General features: G+C 54.8%; 15 protein-coding genes. 9 read left to right on the top strand and 6 right to left on the bottom strand.

What is annotated here, in order from left to right; all coding sequences use genetic code 11:
• Nucleotides 1-130 precede the first annotated feature (130 nt).
• From AEAE_RS00630 to AEAE_RS00605, 6 genes are all read left to right on the top strand, one after another.
• Nucleotides 131-2359 carry an LTA synthase family protein gene (locus AEAE_RS00630; protein WP_094689244.1) on the top strand — a complete coding sequence of 743 codons (2229 nt, stop codon included), beginning with the start codon at nucleotides 131-133 and terminating at the stop codon, nucleotides 2357-2359.
• Nucleotides 2360-2546: 187 nt separating this feature from the next.
• The gene (gene rpsF / locus AEAE_RS00625; protein ID WP_094689243.1) at nucleotides 2547-2843 is read left to right on the top strand and encodes a 30S ribosomal protein S6; all 297 of its coding nucleotides are present in this window, start codon (nucleotides 2547-2549) and stop codon (nucleotides 2841-2843) included.
• A gap of 48 nt (nucleotides 2844-2891) precedes the next feature.
• Complete coding sequence (locus AEAE_RS00620; RefSeq protein WP_094689242.1) at nucleotides 2892-3437, top strand: single-stranded DNA-binding protein; 546 nt, start codon at nucleotides 2892-2894, stop codon at nucleotides 3435-3437.
• A gap of 82 nt (nucleotides 3438-3519) precedes the next feature.
• Nucleotides 3520-3768 carry a 30S ribosomal protein S18 gene (gene rpsR / locus AEAE_RS00615; RefSeq protein ID WP_094689241.1) on the top strand — a complete coding sequence of 83 codons (249 nt, stop codon included), beginning with the start codon at nucleotides 3520-3522 and terminating at the stop codon, nucleotides 3766-3768.
• An 11-nt stretch (nucleotides 3769-3779) separates the two neighbouring features.
• A complete protein-coding gene (gene rplI, locus AEAE_RS00610) occupies nucleotides 3780-4241 on the top strand; it encodes a 50S ribosomal protein L9 (protein ID WP_094689240.1) in 462 nt (153 codons plus the stop codon).
• A 191-nt stretch (nucleotides 4242-4432) separates the two neighbouring features.
• Nucleotides 4433-4945 (top strand): RrF2 family transcriptional regulator, encoded by a 513-nt coding sequence (locus AEAE_RS00605; RefSeq protein ID WP_094689239.1) that lies wholly within the window; start codon nucleotides 4433-4435, stop codon nucleotides 4943-4945.
• A 2-nt stretch (nucleotides 4946-4947) separates the two neighbouring features.
• Here AEAE_RS00605 and AEAE_RS00600 read toward each other — a convergent pair whose 3' ends face one another.
• On the bottom strand, nucleotides 4948-5298 hold the full coding sequence (locus AEAE_RS00600) for a tautomerase family protein (protein ID WP_094689238.1): 351 nt from the start codon (nucleotides 5296-5298) through the stop codon (nucleotides 4948-4950).
• Nucleotides 5299-5724: 426 nt separating this feature from the next.
• Here AEAE_RS00600 and AEAE_RS00595 point away from each other — a divergent pair, with 426 nt between their 5' ends.
• Nucleotides 5725-6255 (top strand): GtrA family protein, encoded by a 531-nt coding sequence (locus tag AEAE_RS00595; RefSeq protein WP_094689321.1) that lies wholly within the window; start codon nucleotides 5725-5727, stop codon nucleotides 6253-6255.
• 120 nt (nucleotides 6256-6375) lie between these two features.
• On the opposite strand, the gene AEAE_RS00590 is transcribed toward AEAE_RS00595, so the two are convergent.
• From AEAE_RS00590 to AEAE_RS00580, 3 genes are all read right to left on the bottom strand, one after another.
• Complete coding sequence (locus AEAE_RS00590) at nucleotides 6376-6636, bottom strand: Txe/YoeB family addiction module toxin (RefSeq protein WP_169711581.1); 261 nt, start codon at nucleotides 6634-6636, stop codon at nucleotides 6376-6378.
• 2 nt (nucleotides 6637-6638) lie between these two features.
• The gene (locus AEAE_RS00585) at nucleotides 6639-6923 is read right to left on the bottom strand and encodes a type II toxin-antitoxin system RelB/DinJ family antitoxin (protein WP_094689237.1); all 285 of its coding nucleotides are present in this window, start codon (nucleotides 6921-6923) and stop codon (nucleotides 6639-6641) included.
• A gap of 74 nt (nucleotides 6924-6997) precedes the next feature.
• Nucleotides 6998-8518, bottom strand: coding sequence for an MFS transporter (locus AEAE_RS00580; RefSeq protein ID WP_158520445.1), 1521 nt, complete (start codon nucleotides 8516-8518; stop codon nucleotides 6998-7000).
• Nucleotides 8519-9060: 542 nt separating this feature from the next.
• Here AEAE_RS00580 and AEAE_RS00575 point away from each other — a divergent pair.
• Entirely contained in the window at nucleotides 9061-9882 is an 822-nt protein-coding gene (locus tag AEAE_RS00575) for a histidine phosphatase family protein (RefSeq protein ID WP_094689235.1), read from the top strand.
• A gap of 86 nt (nucleotides 9883-9968) precedes the next feature.
• Here AEAE_RS00575 and AEAE_RS00570 read toward each other — a convergent pair whose 3' ends face one another.
• On the bottom strand, nucleotides 9969-10832 hold the full coding sequence (locus AEAE_RS00570) for an ABC transporter permease (protein WP_094689234.1): 864 nt from the start codon (nucleotides 10830-10832) through the stop codon (nucleotides 9969-9971).
• Nucleotides 10822-11976 carry an ABC transporter substrate-binding protein gene (locus AEAE_RS00565; RefSeq protein ID WP_244569568.1) on the bottom strand — a complete coding sequence of 385 codons (1155 nt, stop codon included), beginning with the start codon at nucleotides 11974-11976 and terminating at the stop codon, nucleotides 10822-10824. The genes AEAE_RS00570 and AEAE_RS00565 overlap by 11 nt, the downstream gene beginning before the upstream one ends.
• A gap of 162 nt (nucleotides 11977-12138) precedes the next feature.
• Here AEAE_RS00565 and gltX point away from each other — a divergent pair, with 162 nt between their 5' ends.
• On the top strand, nucleotides 12139-13671 hold the full coding sequence (gltX, locus tag AEAE_RS00560) for a glutamate--tRNA ligase (RefSeq protein ID WP_094689233.1): 1533 nt from the start codon (nucleotides 12139-12141) through the stop codon (nucleotides 13669-13671).
• Nucleotides 13672-13700: the final 29 nt, after the last annotated feature.

Here is a 13700-nt window from a genome sequence, read left to right as displayed (position 1 = left end):
GTGAGAAATCTGTGAAGGTGAATCTGTGGTGTGGAATCTGTAAATGTGACGCGCAAAATGACTCATTCTTTAGGAAACGTTGAGGCACTCGCGAATAATGGGGGTGATTATGCAATGAAGGGATGGTGTCATGGCTGATAAGGTTCCGACCGAAAAGGTTCAGCCGGGTCAGGCTCAAGCCGCCGAGCAGCAGTCGCAGCAGAAAGCCAAGCCTCAGCAGAAAGCCAAGCCTCAGCAGAAAGCCCAAAAGCAGCAGCAAGCCCAGCAGCCTCAGCAGCAGAAGCCAAAGCCGGCGAAAACGGGAAATATCTTCCAGCGTGCGGGCAAGCGCATCCTCGCGGGCACATACCCGACGAAGTGCTACGTGTGGTTCTTCGTCTTCTACACCATCCTCTCGGAGATCGCGCTGCAGTGGGCAGTCAACCCGGAGAAGACGGGTGAGGCAATCTGGACCTTCTTCATCTTCCCCTTCCGCCCGCAGAGCGAGTGGCGTATGATCCCGGTGCTCAATTTCATCGTGATCGCTGCCTTCTACCTCTTCTTCGTCTTCCTCATCAACCGCTTCTGGCTGTCGAGCTCGCTGTTTATCACCGTTGTGGCAATCTGCTCGCTGGCTGAGCGCATGAAGGTGAGTATGCGTGAAGAGGCGATTCTGCCGTCGGACGTCACGATGTCGGCGAACGGCAATGCGGCGGGTATCGCCGACTTCATCCCTCAAGATTCTCTGCCCATGATCCTGGGCATGTTCGCCATTGTCGCCCTCATTTGGGCGGCCAACATGGTGCTGTGGCACCTCGATGGCCAGAAAGCCGCCGTTTTCCAAGTTTCTGACTGGGCTCGTTTGAAAACGAAGGCCTCTCAAGTGGGCGCTCGCATTGCCAGCCAGATTGCCACTGTTTTTGTGACGGGCTTGCTCATCGTCCTCTTCTCCATGAATCTCGGCACTTCCGGCACTTTTGCGCATGGTTTCGCGTGGTTCCTCGGCGATGTTCCGCATTTGTGGAACTCGCTTCTCGACGCTCAGGGCAATGGCACGGCGATCGACTTCCTGCGCTTCATCAACGTCAAGGTGATGGACAAGCCGAAGAATTATTCTGAGGCGACGATGAAGAAGCTGGAGGCGAAGTATTCTGCCGAAGCCACCAAGATTAACAGCACGAGGAAGAACACCCTCACTGATGAAAATGTGGTGCTGATTCTTTCCGAGTCGTTCTCCGACCCGACTCGTGTGCCAGGCGTGAAACTCAACAAGGACCCGATGCCGTTCATCCGCAGTCTGAAGGAGAAGACCACCTCTGGCCTCATGGTTTCCTCCGGTTATGGCGGTGGCACGGCGAATCTGGAGTTCATGGCGGGCACCGGCCTGTCCATGGCAAACTTCAGCCCATCCTTGGTTTCGCCATATCAGCAGCTGGTTCCAGCGCTCAGGTGGATTCCAACTTTCAACCAGTTGTGGAATGAAGCGGGCTCTACTTCGCTGGGCTTCCACCCGTATATGGCTTCCATGTACGCTCGCGCTCAGAATTACCAGAAGTTCGGTTTCTCGCACTTCTGGGCGAAGACGGGTACGAGTGAGAAGTTCACTCCGCAGAATAAGTCGGGTAAGAGCCCTTACGTCAACGACGATTCGAGCTACACGGCTGTTGTGAACGCTTTGAAGTCTGGTAAGTATCACAACGCTTTCTACCAGCTGGAAACCATGCAAAACCACATGGATTACAAGGATTGGTACCCCAATAATGAGTTCGAAGCTACCTCTACTACCGCTAAGCCTCTGAGCAAGAAGGAAGAGCTGCGCATCAAGACGTACGCCAAGGGTATAGAAATCACGGATAACGCCACCAAGAAGTTCCTCACCGAGCTCGACGAGCTCAAGGAGCCAGTGACAGTGATCTGGTATGGCGACCACCTGCCTGGCATCTACGCTTCGGCGGCGGCTCACGAGAAGAACACCTTGAAGCTGCACGAAACGGACTACTTCATCTGGTCGAATAAGGCGAGTAGCTCGCATAAGGCTAAGCTCTCGGAGAAGAATTCCGCGTACTCGTCGCCGAACTTCTTCATGGCGCAGGCTGCAGAGCATACGAACTCGAAGGTGTCGCCGTACCTCGCCTTCCTGACGCGCTTGCACGAGCAGTTGCCGGCGATGGAACCTCCTGTTGTCAACAAGATTCAGGGCTGGAGTTCCATTCCTTCCGGTGCCGCGCTTTTCGTTGATGCTCAAGGCAAGCAGCTCGATTTGCGCAAGCTCACTGATCAGCAGAAGCAGCTGATGGAAGAGTACAGGCTCATCCAGTACGACATCACGGCTGGTCACCAGTACTTGAAGAACTCGAACTTCTTGACGCTCCAGAAGTAGGGCTTGAGATTATCACTGCAGGGAAGGTTGTACGCGAGTGCAGCCTTCCCTTTTTTCGTCACCGATGCGTGTAAACTGGGATGGTTCATGCTCGAAGAGTGTACCTACAGTGCACTTGCCGGGCGTAACGCAGAACATCCTCCTGCCACGGAAAGACCGTGGCCCATGAGACCGAAGGAGGTGGGTGATGTCTGCACATAAGTACGAACTCATGATGATCGTCGACCCGCAAGTCGAAGACGCATCCGTCAAGAAGCTCGTCAATCAGTACCTCGAGGTCGTCACCAGCGCCAAGGGCACTGTTGAGAAGACCGATTTCTGGGGTCGCCGCAAGCTCGCTTACGAGATCGCAGGCAAGGCCGAAGGTTCCTACGTTGTTGTTGAGTATTCTGCAACTCCAGAGACCTCTGCCGAGCTCGATCGTCAGCTCAAGCTCAATGGTTCTGTCCTGCGCACCAAGATCCTGCGCAAGGATGTGAAGTGATCTGCGCTTTTGCGCTTTAATCTGATGAAAACGTGTGAGTGAGGAAACATGGCAAACGAACCTGTTATCACCGTTGCTGGTAATTTGACCCGCGATCCTGAATTGAGGACTGTCGGTTCTCGTCAGGTGGCTGATTTCAGCATTGCTTCGACGCCGCGTACCTTCAACCGTCAAACCAATCAATGGGAAGACGGTGAAGCTATGTTCCTCGATTGCTCTGCTTGGGGTGACTTGGCTCAGCATGTTCAGCAGTCCCTGGCTAAGGGAATGCGCGTGCTGGTGCAAGGTCGTTTGACCCAGCGCAGCTATCAGGCAAAGGACGGCTCAACCCGTCGTGTATTCCAGCTTACTGTGGATGAAATTGGCCCGAGCTTGCGCTACGCAACCGCACAGGTTCAGCGTCAGGCGCGTCAGTCTGGTGGCTTCCAGCCAGCAGCTGCACAGGGTGGTTACACCGGTGGTTATTCTGCACCGCAACAGCAGCAGGCAGCTCCTGCTACTGGTTCTGCAGATTCTTGGGCTGGTTCTTCCAACTATGGAGCATCCAATTCCTTCGATTCCGACTTTGGTTCAGACGACGTAGCCGCCTTCTAGAGCTCGGACAAGTGAAGTTACCCTTCATCAGAAAAACAGAAATGATAGCTGTATAGAGCAGCATGTACTGAAAGAAGACATTATGTCGCGTAAGAGGCCACATCCTCCAGTAAAGCCTTTCAAGAAGAAGGCAGACCCACTCAAGGCTGCTAAGGTTACCGAGATCGATTACAAGGACGTTGCACTTCTTCGTAAGTTCATCTCTGACCGTGGCAAGATCCGTAGCCGCCGTATCACCGGCGTTTCCATCCAGGAGCAGCGTGAGCTCTCCCGCGCAATCAAGAATGCGCGTGAGATGGCCCTCCTGCCATACGCCACCAACGGCCGCTGAGGAGGTAAACGATGACTAACAAGGAAACCAAGCTCATTCTTCGTCAGCCAGTCAATGGTCTGGGCCAGAAGGGTGACGTTGTCACCGTTGCCGCTGGTTATGCTCGTAACTTCCTCGTCCCACAGGGCTATGCCTTCCAGTGGACCGAGGGTGCTGCAAAGCAGATTGAGGACATGCGTCGCGCACAGCGCAAGCTCGCCCTCGAGACTCGTGAGTCTGCTGCTGAGCTCAAGAGCAAGCTCGATGGCTTCGCAGTTACCGTCCGTGCCAAGGTGTCCGAGTCCGGCAAGCTCTTCGGTGGTGTTTCTGCCGATAAGATCGTTGCTGCTCTCGCTGAGAAGGAACTTGTGGTGAACGCAAAGTCCCTCTCCTTCGCACCAATCCGCACCACCGGTGATTTCACTGTGAAGGCACAGCTCCACCCAGAGATCGCCGCTCAGTTCACCGTGAAGGTTGTTGCTGAGAAGAAGTGAGTCACTTCATTGTGAAGTGATATGTCATACAGTCGTTTGACATTTATTAGCTAAGCCAAAAGACCCTGTTGTATGGAATACAACAGGGTCTTTTATTTTCTCTGTACACAAGAGGTTATGCATCTGAAAGCATAAGTGCGGTATGTCTCGCAAAACTGACAAGAAAAAGTGATCGCGTCACAATACCGTGTATGAGGATAGGAAAACCTTTTGAGAACAGCGTTTATGTGTTGTTGATGCTGGGATCCCAGGTGGAAAACAAACCGGTGAAGAGTTCTGTTTTCAGCACTCTCCTCGGTGTTTCCGATTCTTCGTTGAAGAAGACTCTTCGCCGCCTCGTGACGGCTGGGTTCATTCAATCATCAGCAACGCGAGATGGTGGTTATACGCTGGCCACCCCATTGGAAGAAATCACTCTCGGTGATGTATGCCGAGTGATGGAAGGTGACCCTGTGGTGGATATTCCCCATGAGGATCTTGCTTCCCATATTTTCTCTGATTCGCTGCACCATTCGCAGTCGATTCTCAATGATGCTCTTCATGACGGAGCAGATGCTTTCGTGGAAAAACTGAGAAAAGTGAAGCTCTCCGACTTGCTCATCAGTGAGACAGGGGGAGAGCTCCACTGTGATTGGCAAGATGTTCTCAGTAACCGAGACCATCCCCGCCGTTTTGATCACCGCCGTTTTGATTCGAGGGCGTAAACTCAGAAGTTTCCGCCGTTCCAGCCCCAATCCGGGCTGGCAATCTCGCGCACATACATGCGATTCGTGGGGACATGAAGTTCCGTACTGACAATCTTTTGAATGTCGGCAGACAAGCGTTCCCACGCCGAGCGCGGCACTTCAGAGGTGGAGTAAGCGTTGACCTCCACAAAGGCGACAGGCTCGGAGTCGTCGCCACCGAAGTACATAGGAACGTTGTCCTCAAAGGCGCACAGCAACCACATTTCGGACTTGCCAGGAAGGTCGGCAATAGCCTTACCGAACTGAGCCTTCATGCGCTCGCGCTGTTCGGGGGAAATAGGCTGACTGGTGTGAGTGATAATGCACGGCATAGCAACCTCCACAAAACTGAGAGTTTTCGTACGCTTCCACTCTACCTTTTGCGCCAGCCTGGTACGCCCGCGCCCGCCGCTGCCAGTCCTCGTTCCGCCGCCCGCGCCCGCCGTCTCTCGCCCGTTTGCTCGCGCCCGCCGTCTCTCGCCCCGCCGCCCCGTCCGCGCCGGCAGCGTGCTCACCTCTCTGGTACTCGCGCTCGCAGCTCGCGCCAGCCGCCTGCCATTGCATGCAAGCTCGGCGAATGGAGAGGATACTGTAGATAAATCCCCTGAATAGAGTGCGAAAAGGCTGAATTACACCCAGATTGGCGGGTTCATCTGCTAAAACATTCAGGTACGACGATAAGAGGAGAACTCATGGCAACCCCAGAAGATACACCAGATACGAAGCTTCCTCAGTGGGCACAGAAGATGAACCCGGCACTGAGGCATCTGCTGGCGCAATTCATCAAGTTTGGTGTAATTGGCTTCGTCTGCTTCTTCATCGACTGGGGTGTTCTCAACATTTTGGTGGCTTTCTTCCACGTCAACCCGACGATGGCAGGAACAATCTCCTTCTTGATCTCGCTGGTGGTCAATTATGTGGCCAGCATGCGCTACGTTTTCCAGCATCGCTCTGACATGGCTCAGTGGATGGAGCTGGTGCTTTTCGTCGTTTGCTCGGTGATCGGCCTGGGCATTAACTCCGGCATTATTTGGGCGATGACGAGCCCGTTCACGAGGGCGGCTCACCCGAACCGCGCGATGATTATTCTGATGACGAATATCGCCAAGATCATCGCCACCATCATCGTTTCCGTGTGGAACTTCGTCTCGCGTAAGCTCACCATCGACGTGCCTCGCCCTGGCCATGAGGAGGATAACACCTTTGCTCGCCGCATTGGCTTGTGGTCGCTCCAGCACGGCCCGAAGAAGTACCGCACCCCGGCTAGCGAAGCCTACAAGAAGGCATAAGATTTACACCGATCTTCTGGCATTCTCTGTTGGGGATATGAAGTTCAGAACAGAAAGTTTGTTGGAGCTGTTTTCTAGCTACTTTGAGGTGTTCTGGAGTTATTAGAACGGGTTTAGTATCTAGTGGGAGTAATGGCCTCCGCATTCAATGATCTCGAGATTGTTTTCCTGAATGCGAAAGACAAGTCGATTTTTCTTGTCGATTCGGACGCTCCAATAACTCCTCAGATTCCCTCTGAGAGGTTCAGGATTTCCAGTGCAGTTGTACCCGTTCCGGGTTATATCAAGTATGAGACGGTTTATTCTTTTCAGCGTCTTCTTATCTTGTGATTGCCAGAATAGGTACTCTTCCCAAGCCAAGTCATGCCATGCAATGATCATCACTATTTCTCAATCAAATCGTGAGAGTGAACATTGAGACCAGCTTCCATGTCTGCTGCTCTCCTTTCGAGTTCTGCCATATGAGCGGAAGAGTAGAACTCATCTTGGGGAACTGCGAACTCGAATGGAATACGCTGTTCTTCACCAACGTAACGCAAGAAGCCCATGATTGCGCTGGACATGGGCATTCCCATTGCCTTGCATGCAGCCTCAGCACGCATTTTTACTTGGTGTGGTACTCGCACAACTACCTGATCTTTGGGTGCTGAAGTGTTTGCAGTAGTCATAGTTTCTCCTTGACGAGATGACTTAAATACAATTTTTACTTTAGCACAAAGATAGCAGATAAGTAGTTTTGAGATTACACCTCAAGCTGAGAGATGATGGCGCGAGAAGTGGCCTTCTTGATCTGTGGTAATCCGAGCAAGGAGAGAACCATCACCATCAAGCCCATCACGCACACTGTTGCGAAACCACCATGTGAGCCAAACTGATCGATGAAGTGACCACCGAGCGCGGAACCAATGGAACCGCCCACAGCATTCATAGCCCACATCAGAGCCATCGTTCCTGTAAATCTGTCGGTAGGAACAACGCGCATAACAGTTTGAGAGCCATTGATCCAGGTAGGAGCCTGGCAGACGCCGACCATGAGGTAAACGATCATAATCTGCCACAATTCGTGAGCAAAAATAAAGCTGGAGATTCCCACTGTCAAAACGAGCAAGCCAATGTAGTAGCGTTTCCACAAGGCCGAACGCCAATTAATAGCGCCATAGAAAGCTGCTCCGATCAGCGAGGAGAAGGAGAAGCAGGCGAACACGAGGCCGGCGAACTGGCTTTGATGATGCTCGTTGGCCATAGCGATAATCGAAATACCGGTCGTCGAGGAAAAAGCACCCAAACCAAAATAAGTGGCCGCCAAAGCGAGAACAGCAGGAGAGAGGTAGCCCAGCTGCTTGGTATTCTTGGCCTTCGACGCGAGCTTTTCAGCCTGTTCAGCGTCTTTACCCGCTTTGAGTGCGTTCTGAGCATCCTGGCGAGCCTGCTCTTCAGCAACCTTCTGGGCAAGTTGGCGCTGATAATCTTTCATCGGTAAGCCAGCCTTTTCGGCGCGCTCGCGGATAGAAGGAGGGGTGACACCAACGGCGGTGAAGAAGAGGGTGCAGCCGGTCAGCACGCAGGCGATGGTGAAAACGAAGGCGGCAACGTAACTCCACACGGCGATGATGGAGGCCAGCGGGTTACCCACAACCCAGGTGATCTCGTCAAACATGGAAGCCATGGCGAGCGCGCGGTCGGTGCGAACGGTGTCGCCCTTCAAAATGTAGGCCCAGCGTGCGCGGGACATTGAGCCCCACGGAGCTTGGACGCCCAGGAACGGCATGATGAAGAAGAAGATCTGGTACGGCGCATGGAAGACGAGAGCCAGGGTGAAGCTCACGGCGGCGGTCGTCCAAATAACAACCGTCGGGATAGCAATCTGGCGCTGGCCGTAACGGTCGATGAGCTGGCCCAAAATCGGGCCGATGATGGCCGAGGAGATGGACTGGATGGCGCTCAAGGTTCCGGCGAGCACATACAAGCCGTAAACCTGCTTGATCGAGATTGTCACCGTCATGCTCACCATCGGCCCGACCATGGAGCCGAAGAGTGCGGCGATGACGAAACGCAGAGTGTACGGGATGCGCAACAGCTCAACGTAGCCGCCGAAAAGACGGGAGAGCAGCTGGGCGGGGGTGCGGTGCTGACGGGCGCGCGGCTTGTGTTCGCGGAACTTCGGTGTGGCTCCATCACTCAGTGGCGTGCTGGATTTAGTGGCAGAAGTGGCAGGTTTGCTGGTGTTTGTCGTGTTCAGCGGTTGTTCAAGTTGCTCAGGCATGCAGATCATCACTCAACTGGGCTGGTACGTATATGGTTCTCGTTTCCGAGGGAGGCGCGTCCTCTCTCGCGCCTGGCCTCTGTGATCACCGTCGAGCTAAACATGCGGTTTCATTCCGCTTCATTTCACTTCTTCTGCGCATGCGTGCGGCCGCGTTTAGCTTCGTATGGTCTGGTGAACTCACCGTGCTGCCTCTTTGTTTTGCGCGGCAAGTTCTTATATACAAGTCTATGGGCACCCGGGGGACGGATAGGGCAGAAAAACCCGCACAAAGCTAGGCGAAAAGCCCCCTTTTACTTAATATTCAAATGCCTATAATGCGCAGTTATGCTGGTATGCTGGCTTGCTCGCGGCAACTTTTGGCACGGCAAGCCATGAGATTATCACTGCGAACAAAACCGCTTCAGCTGTTAGGCTTACAAGAACGGAAGTTTCTAGCAAGCGTCCGCGCGGCCGCCGCCTCTCTGGCCGCAAGTCGAGCCAGCTGGTAACAGCGGAACAGATTCGTTCGCGGCCAGTATCGCAGCACGAGAAAGGGTGACATGGCAACTCGAGAAGGAACAGTGTGGCAAGCTCCTGTCACCTTTGAACGCGCAACCGGCAGTTTCCCCAGCATTTCTCGGCACTTAAACGCTGGAGAAATCGAAGGAGCCACTCAGCAAACCCGCCAAACAACTGACTTTTTGAAGGCTGGCCTCGATACCCCACACACCACGCTGAACTTCGTTCGCCACGGAAAAGTGAAGAACCCCACCGGGGTTGTGTATGAGCGAATCCCGGGCTTTCATCTCTCTGAGCTCGGCCACGCGCAGGCTCAAGCAACAGCTCGCTGGATGGCCGAGCAGCCGGAAATTGTGCGCTCTGCGGCCTTCTTTAGCTCGCCTCTGGACCGCACCCTCGACACTTCTGACCACATTCTGAACGCAGTGAATGAAGCGCGCGCCGAACTTGGATTACCAGCGCTGACAATCCAAACGGATGAGCGGCTGATGGAGGTGTGGAATGTGTTTCGCGGCCAGAGGCCTGGCAAAGGTGAGGCTGCGCTGTGGAAACATAATAACTGGAAGCGCATTTTGAACCTCAAACGCCCTGGCTGGGGAGAGCCTTACTCTGAGGTGGCTCAGCGCATGCAAAGCTTCGCTTTCGAAATGGTCAAGCGCTACCCGGGCCAAAACGTCATCGTCGTGGCTCATGAGTCGCCGATCTGGACTCTGCGTCACGTGCTCACCACAGGCAAGGCGAGCTCGAACATCCTCACGCGCGGCACTGCTCTCGCGTCGGTGACGAGCCTCACCTTTAACCAAATCCCGCAACTGCTGCAGGTAGATTATCACGACCCTGCAAAGGATGTGACACTTTCCTGATCTGCGGTTTCCCGCTGCGCGGGCCCGCAGTGATAGTCAGTGTTGATAGTCAGAGCTGATAATCTGTGCTGATAATCTCAAGCAACTCACATATCGAAGTTGTCATCATCGCGACCCAGCCACAGGCTATTGACCAGCGCAACCAAGCCAGTCAGTAGGCCAGTGAGTGCCACGACGAGCACAGTGACGGCGAGGACCAGCGGGGTGCGGAACGAGTTGAAAGCGGCCTGAAGCGTAATGCCCAAGCCGTTTTGCGCGCCGAGGTATTCCGCCGTGACAGCCGTGCCGAAAACATAGACCGCCGAAATGCGCATGCCGGAGAGAATCTGGCGAGCAGCAACGCGCATTTTCACGTGAAACAGAGTCCAGAGTTTGCCCGCGCCACACGTCAAAGCGACATCCGAGAAGTAACTGGGCACCGAAGCGAGGCCTCGATACGTGCCGATCGCCACCGGGAAGAGGGAGAGCATCGCCACCATCACCACCTTGCCCACCGGCTCAAAACCAAACCAAATAATGAAAAGCGGCGCAATGGTAATCAAAGGCAAGGTTTGCAAAAAAGTGAGCAGCGGGTACAGGCCAGCGCGCAAAGCGTGAGAAGCGTAGAGGCACACGCCAAAAGCGATGCCCAAGGGCACGGCGATGAAAAAGCCGAGAAAGCCTTCCACCGCCGTGAGGCTCGTTGCAGGCCAGAGAATATCCCACTCTTCCACCAGAGTTTGCGCAACCTGGAGTGGGCCGGTGATCACGCGCGAAGAGACGTGCGTGACGTCCACGGCAACCTGCCACAACACGAGCAGGAGCAGCGTGGTGGCAGTGGCAATCAGGGTGTCTGCAAGCCGACGGGAGCGAGAGTGCCCAGTAGGGCGACCGGAAGAGCGGGTTTCTCCGACAGCAGGGCGGCCGCCCTCGCCAGCATGCACCGAGCCAGAGTGCGTTTTACGCAACATAGTCGTTCGTTGCCAGAGTTGAAGCCTGAGGGTGAGCAGCAGCGTCCACATCCTTCACCTTGGCGTCCTGAGCGATGCCGCGGTAAACATTGTTGTCAGCCAAGAAGTTGATGTACTGCTGAGCAGCGGTCACATCCGTCTTGCCAGAAGCGTCACCCCAATACTTGCCCGCAACAATATCCTTCATCGAAGCCTTCGTGAGCTTTGGGTCGAGGGCCGAGGAGCGAGTTGCCTCCAAAAGAATCGAAGCGGCCTTGTCAGGGTTCTTCAGCGCATATTGGTAGCCGCGAGCAGTGGCCTGAACGAAAGCCTTCACCTGCTTGCTATGAGCCTTCTCCCACGTGCTCGACACAGCAAAGCCCAGCTGGTCAGGGTTGCCAGGAACACCGTAATCACCAGCGATGAAGCAGTTGAGAGCTGGGCCGTCCAAGCGAGACTGCACGCCTTCCCAGGTTTCGTAGAAGCCACCAAAATCGCCCTTACCCGAGGTCAAGGTCTGGAAGGTAGAAGTGCCCACCGTCACCGTCTTGAAATCAGGCTTACCGCCGTCGTGACGGATCATCTGTTTGAGCACAGCAGTTTGTTCAGCAGAGCCAAAAGTGACGAAAGTCTTCCCCGAGAAATCCTTCGGAGAAGTGATGTCCTTGCGGGCCTTGAGCGAGCACCAGCGGGCCACCTGCTTTTGCGTCAGATCGTAAACAAAGTGCAGATGCGAGCCGGATGCGTTCACTGCAGCAACATTCGACAGGGTAGTGAAGCCAACATTGGCAACGCCCGATTCGATGGCAGTTTCTGCGCCAGTCTGGGCGGTAGGAAGAATGGTGAGTTTCAGGCCGGCTTGCTGGTAATAGCCGAGCTTCTGGGCAACATAAACGCCGACATGGTTGGTATTGGGCGTCCAGTCGAGCATAAAGCTCATGGGGGTGAGATTCTTGTCGTCGGCTTTATTCGTTGCACTCGTTTGGTTTGACGAGGTGGTGGCGCTCGAGCTTGACGACTTTTGATTACCACAGGCGGCCAGAGAAGTCAGGAGTGCGGCAGAAGCCAGAATGCTGAGAGCTCGACGAGCAATGTGAACGCCGTGAAGGCCGTTGATGTTACGAGTGGTGCGAACGCCGTGAACGCGCTTTAAGTTATTCATCATATTTCACCTTTTCCTGCGCTTGCGCGCTGGTGCCAGGTGGCAGAGGCGGGAAGGTGATGAGCCCGCGTGCGTCCTGACAAATTAATAATGCGCAATCCAGTATACGAGTAAAGCCGCCAGCTCGCGCGCAAGGGCGTCCCTATACCTAGGCACAATGGAATTATGAGTGAAAACACTGAAAACATTACGTTGCCAAAGGACGTGCGCGTGCGCTTCTGCCCATCTCCAACGGGCATCCCACACGTCGGCATGGTCCGTACGGCCCTGTTCAACTGGGCTGAGGCTCGCCACACGCACGGCACTCTCGTGTTCCGCATTGAGGACACTGATAATCAGCGTGACACCGAAGAGAGCTTGAACCAGATCATCGAAGCTCTGCGCTGGCTGGGCATCGACTGGGATGAGGGTGTTGAAGTCGGCGGCCCAGACGGCCCATACTTCCAGTCTCAGCGCACCGACATCTACAAGGATGTCGCCCAGAAGCTCCTCGACGCAGGCTACGCTTACGAATCCTTCTCCACTCCAGAAGAGACTGCCGCGCGCAATGTTGCCAACGGCCGTCCAGCAAGCTTCGGCTACGACGGTTACGACCGCAACACCACGCCAGAGCAGCGCGAAAAGTACTTGGCAGAAGGCCGCAAGCCAGCCATCCGCCTGCGCATGCCTGATGAGGACATAACCTTCACCGACCTCGTTCGTGGCCCGATCACCTTCAAGGCTGGCTCCACTCCTGACTACGTGATCGTGCGTCCTAACGGCGACGCGCTCTACACGCTGACCAACCCTGTCGACGACGCCATGATGAACATTAACGTCGTTCTGCGCGGTGAGGACCTGTTGAGCTCCACCCCACGCCAAGTTGTTCTCTACGATTACTTGAAGAAGCTCGGCATCGCCAAGCAGACCCCGCTCTTTGGCCACATGCCATACGTGATGGGCGAAGGCAACAAGAAGCTCTCCAAGCGCGACCCAGAGTCCAACCTCTTCCTGCTGCGCGACCAGGGCTTCATCAAGGAAGGCCTGCTGAACTACCTGGCACTGCTTGGCTGGTCGATTTCCCCAGATAACGACGTGTTCAGCATGCAAGAGCTCGCCGATAACTTCGATATTCGCAACGTCAAGGCCAACCCTGCTCACTTTGATCTGAACAAGGCCATCGCCCTCAACGCTGAGCACATCCGCCAGCTCGAGCCTCAGGATTTCCTGAACCGCTCGGTTCCTTACCTCTTCCGCGATCACGTGGTTTCCGCAGACTCGTGGGACAAGCTAACTCCTCGCGAGCAGCAGGTGTTGAGCGACTCGGTGGAGCTCGTTCAGCCTCGCGTTCGCTTGCTGGGTGAAGTTTCTGGAATGGTCGGCTCTCTGTTGAGCGAAGAGCCTTATATTGCTCCAGAACCAGACGCCATCAAGCAGCTTAAGGATGAGTCCGACGATGTGTTAGCTCAGGCTGCTGATGCGTTGGAAGGCGTTGAGGAAGGCCAGTGGAAGGCTCAGAGCTTGCATGACCTTTTGGATGCTGAGCTCATTGAGAAGGCTGGCTACAAGCCGCGTAAGGCTTATGGTCCGGTTCGCGTTGCTGTTTCTGGCCGTCGCGTTTCCCCGCCTCTGTTTGAGTCGATGGAAATTTTGGGTAAGGACCTCACTGTTGCTCGCCTGCGCTCCTTGCGCGAGCACCTCGGTGAGTTGAAGGGCTGAGGTCACTTTCCCTCGTATTTCTTGAGATT

The organism is Aeriscardovia aeriphila (assembly GCF_002259595.1).
Classification (GTDB): Bacteria; Actinomycetota; Actinomycetes; order Actinomycetales; family Bifidobacteriaceae; genus Aeriscardovia; species Aeriscardovia aeriphila.
The sequence above is the reverse complement of the archived record's forward strand: the minus strand, read 5'-3'. Positions and strand labels throughout refer to the sequence as shown.

What these genes read in the sequence shown, in the direction of transcription:
- AEAE_RS00630 (WP_094689244.1), top strand. Translation starts at nt 131, where the DNA reads ATGGCTGATAAGGTTCCGACCGAAAAGGTTCAGCCGGGTCAGGCTCAA.
- rpsF (WP_094689243.1), top strand. Translation starts at nt 2,547, where the DNA reads ATGTCTGCACATAAGTACGAACTCATGATGATCGTCGACCCGCAAGTC.
- AEAE_RS00620 (WP_094689242.1), top strand. Translation starts at nt 2,892, where the DNA reads ATGGCAAACGAACCTGTTATCACCGTTGCTGGTAATTTGACCCGCGAT.
- rpsR (WP_094689241.1), top strand. Translation starts at nt 3,520, where the DNA reads ATGTCGCGTAAGAGGCCACATCCTCCAGTAAAGCCTTTCAAGAAGAAG.
- rplI (WP_094689240.1), top strand. Translation starts at nt 3,780, where the DNA reads ATGACTAACAAGGAAACCAAGCTCATTCTTCGTCAGCCAGTCAATGGT.
- AEAE_RS00605 (WP_094689239.1), top strand. Translation starts at nt 4,433, where the DNA reads ATGAGGATAGGAAAACCTTTTGAGAACAGCGTTTATGTGTTGTTGATG.
- AEAE_RS00600 (WP_094689238.1), bottom strand. Translation starts at nt 5,298, where the DNA reads ATGCCGTGCATTATCACTCACACCAGTCAGCCTATTTCCCCCGAACAG.
- AEAE_RS00590 (WP_169711581.1), bottom strand. Translation starts at nt 6,636, where the DNA reads ATGATCATTGCATGGCATGACTTGGCTTGGGAAGAGTACCTATTCTGG.
- AEAE_RS00585 (WP_094689237.1), bottom strand. Translation starts at nt 6,923, where the DNA reads ATGACTACTGCAAACACTTCAGCACCCAAAGATCAGGTAGTTGTGCGA.
- AEAE_RS00580 (WP_158520445.1), bottom strand. Translation starts at nt 8,518, where the DNA reads ATGCCTGAGCAACTTGAACAACCGCTGAACACGACAAACACCAGCAAA.
- AEAE_RS00575 (WP_094689235.1), top strand. Translation starts at nt 9,061, where the DNA reads ATGGCAACTCGAGAAGGAACAGTGTGGCAAGCTCCTGTCACCTTTGAA.
- AEAE_RS00570 (WP_094689234.1), bottom strand. Translation starts at nt 10,832, where the DNA reads ATGTTGCGTAAAACGCACTCTGGCTCGGTGCATGCTGGCGAGGGCGGC.
- AEAE_RS00565 (WP_244569568.1), bottom strand. Translation starts at nt 11,976, where the DNA reads ATGATGAATAACTTAAAGCGCGTTCACGGCGTTCGCACCACTCGTAAC.
- gltX (WP_094689233.1), top strand. Translation starts at nt 12,139, where the DNA reads ATGAGTGAAAACACTGAAAACATTACGTTGCCAAAGGACGTGCGCGTG.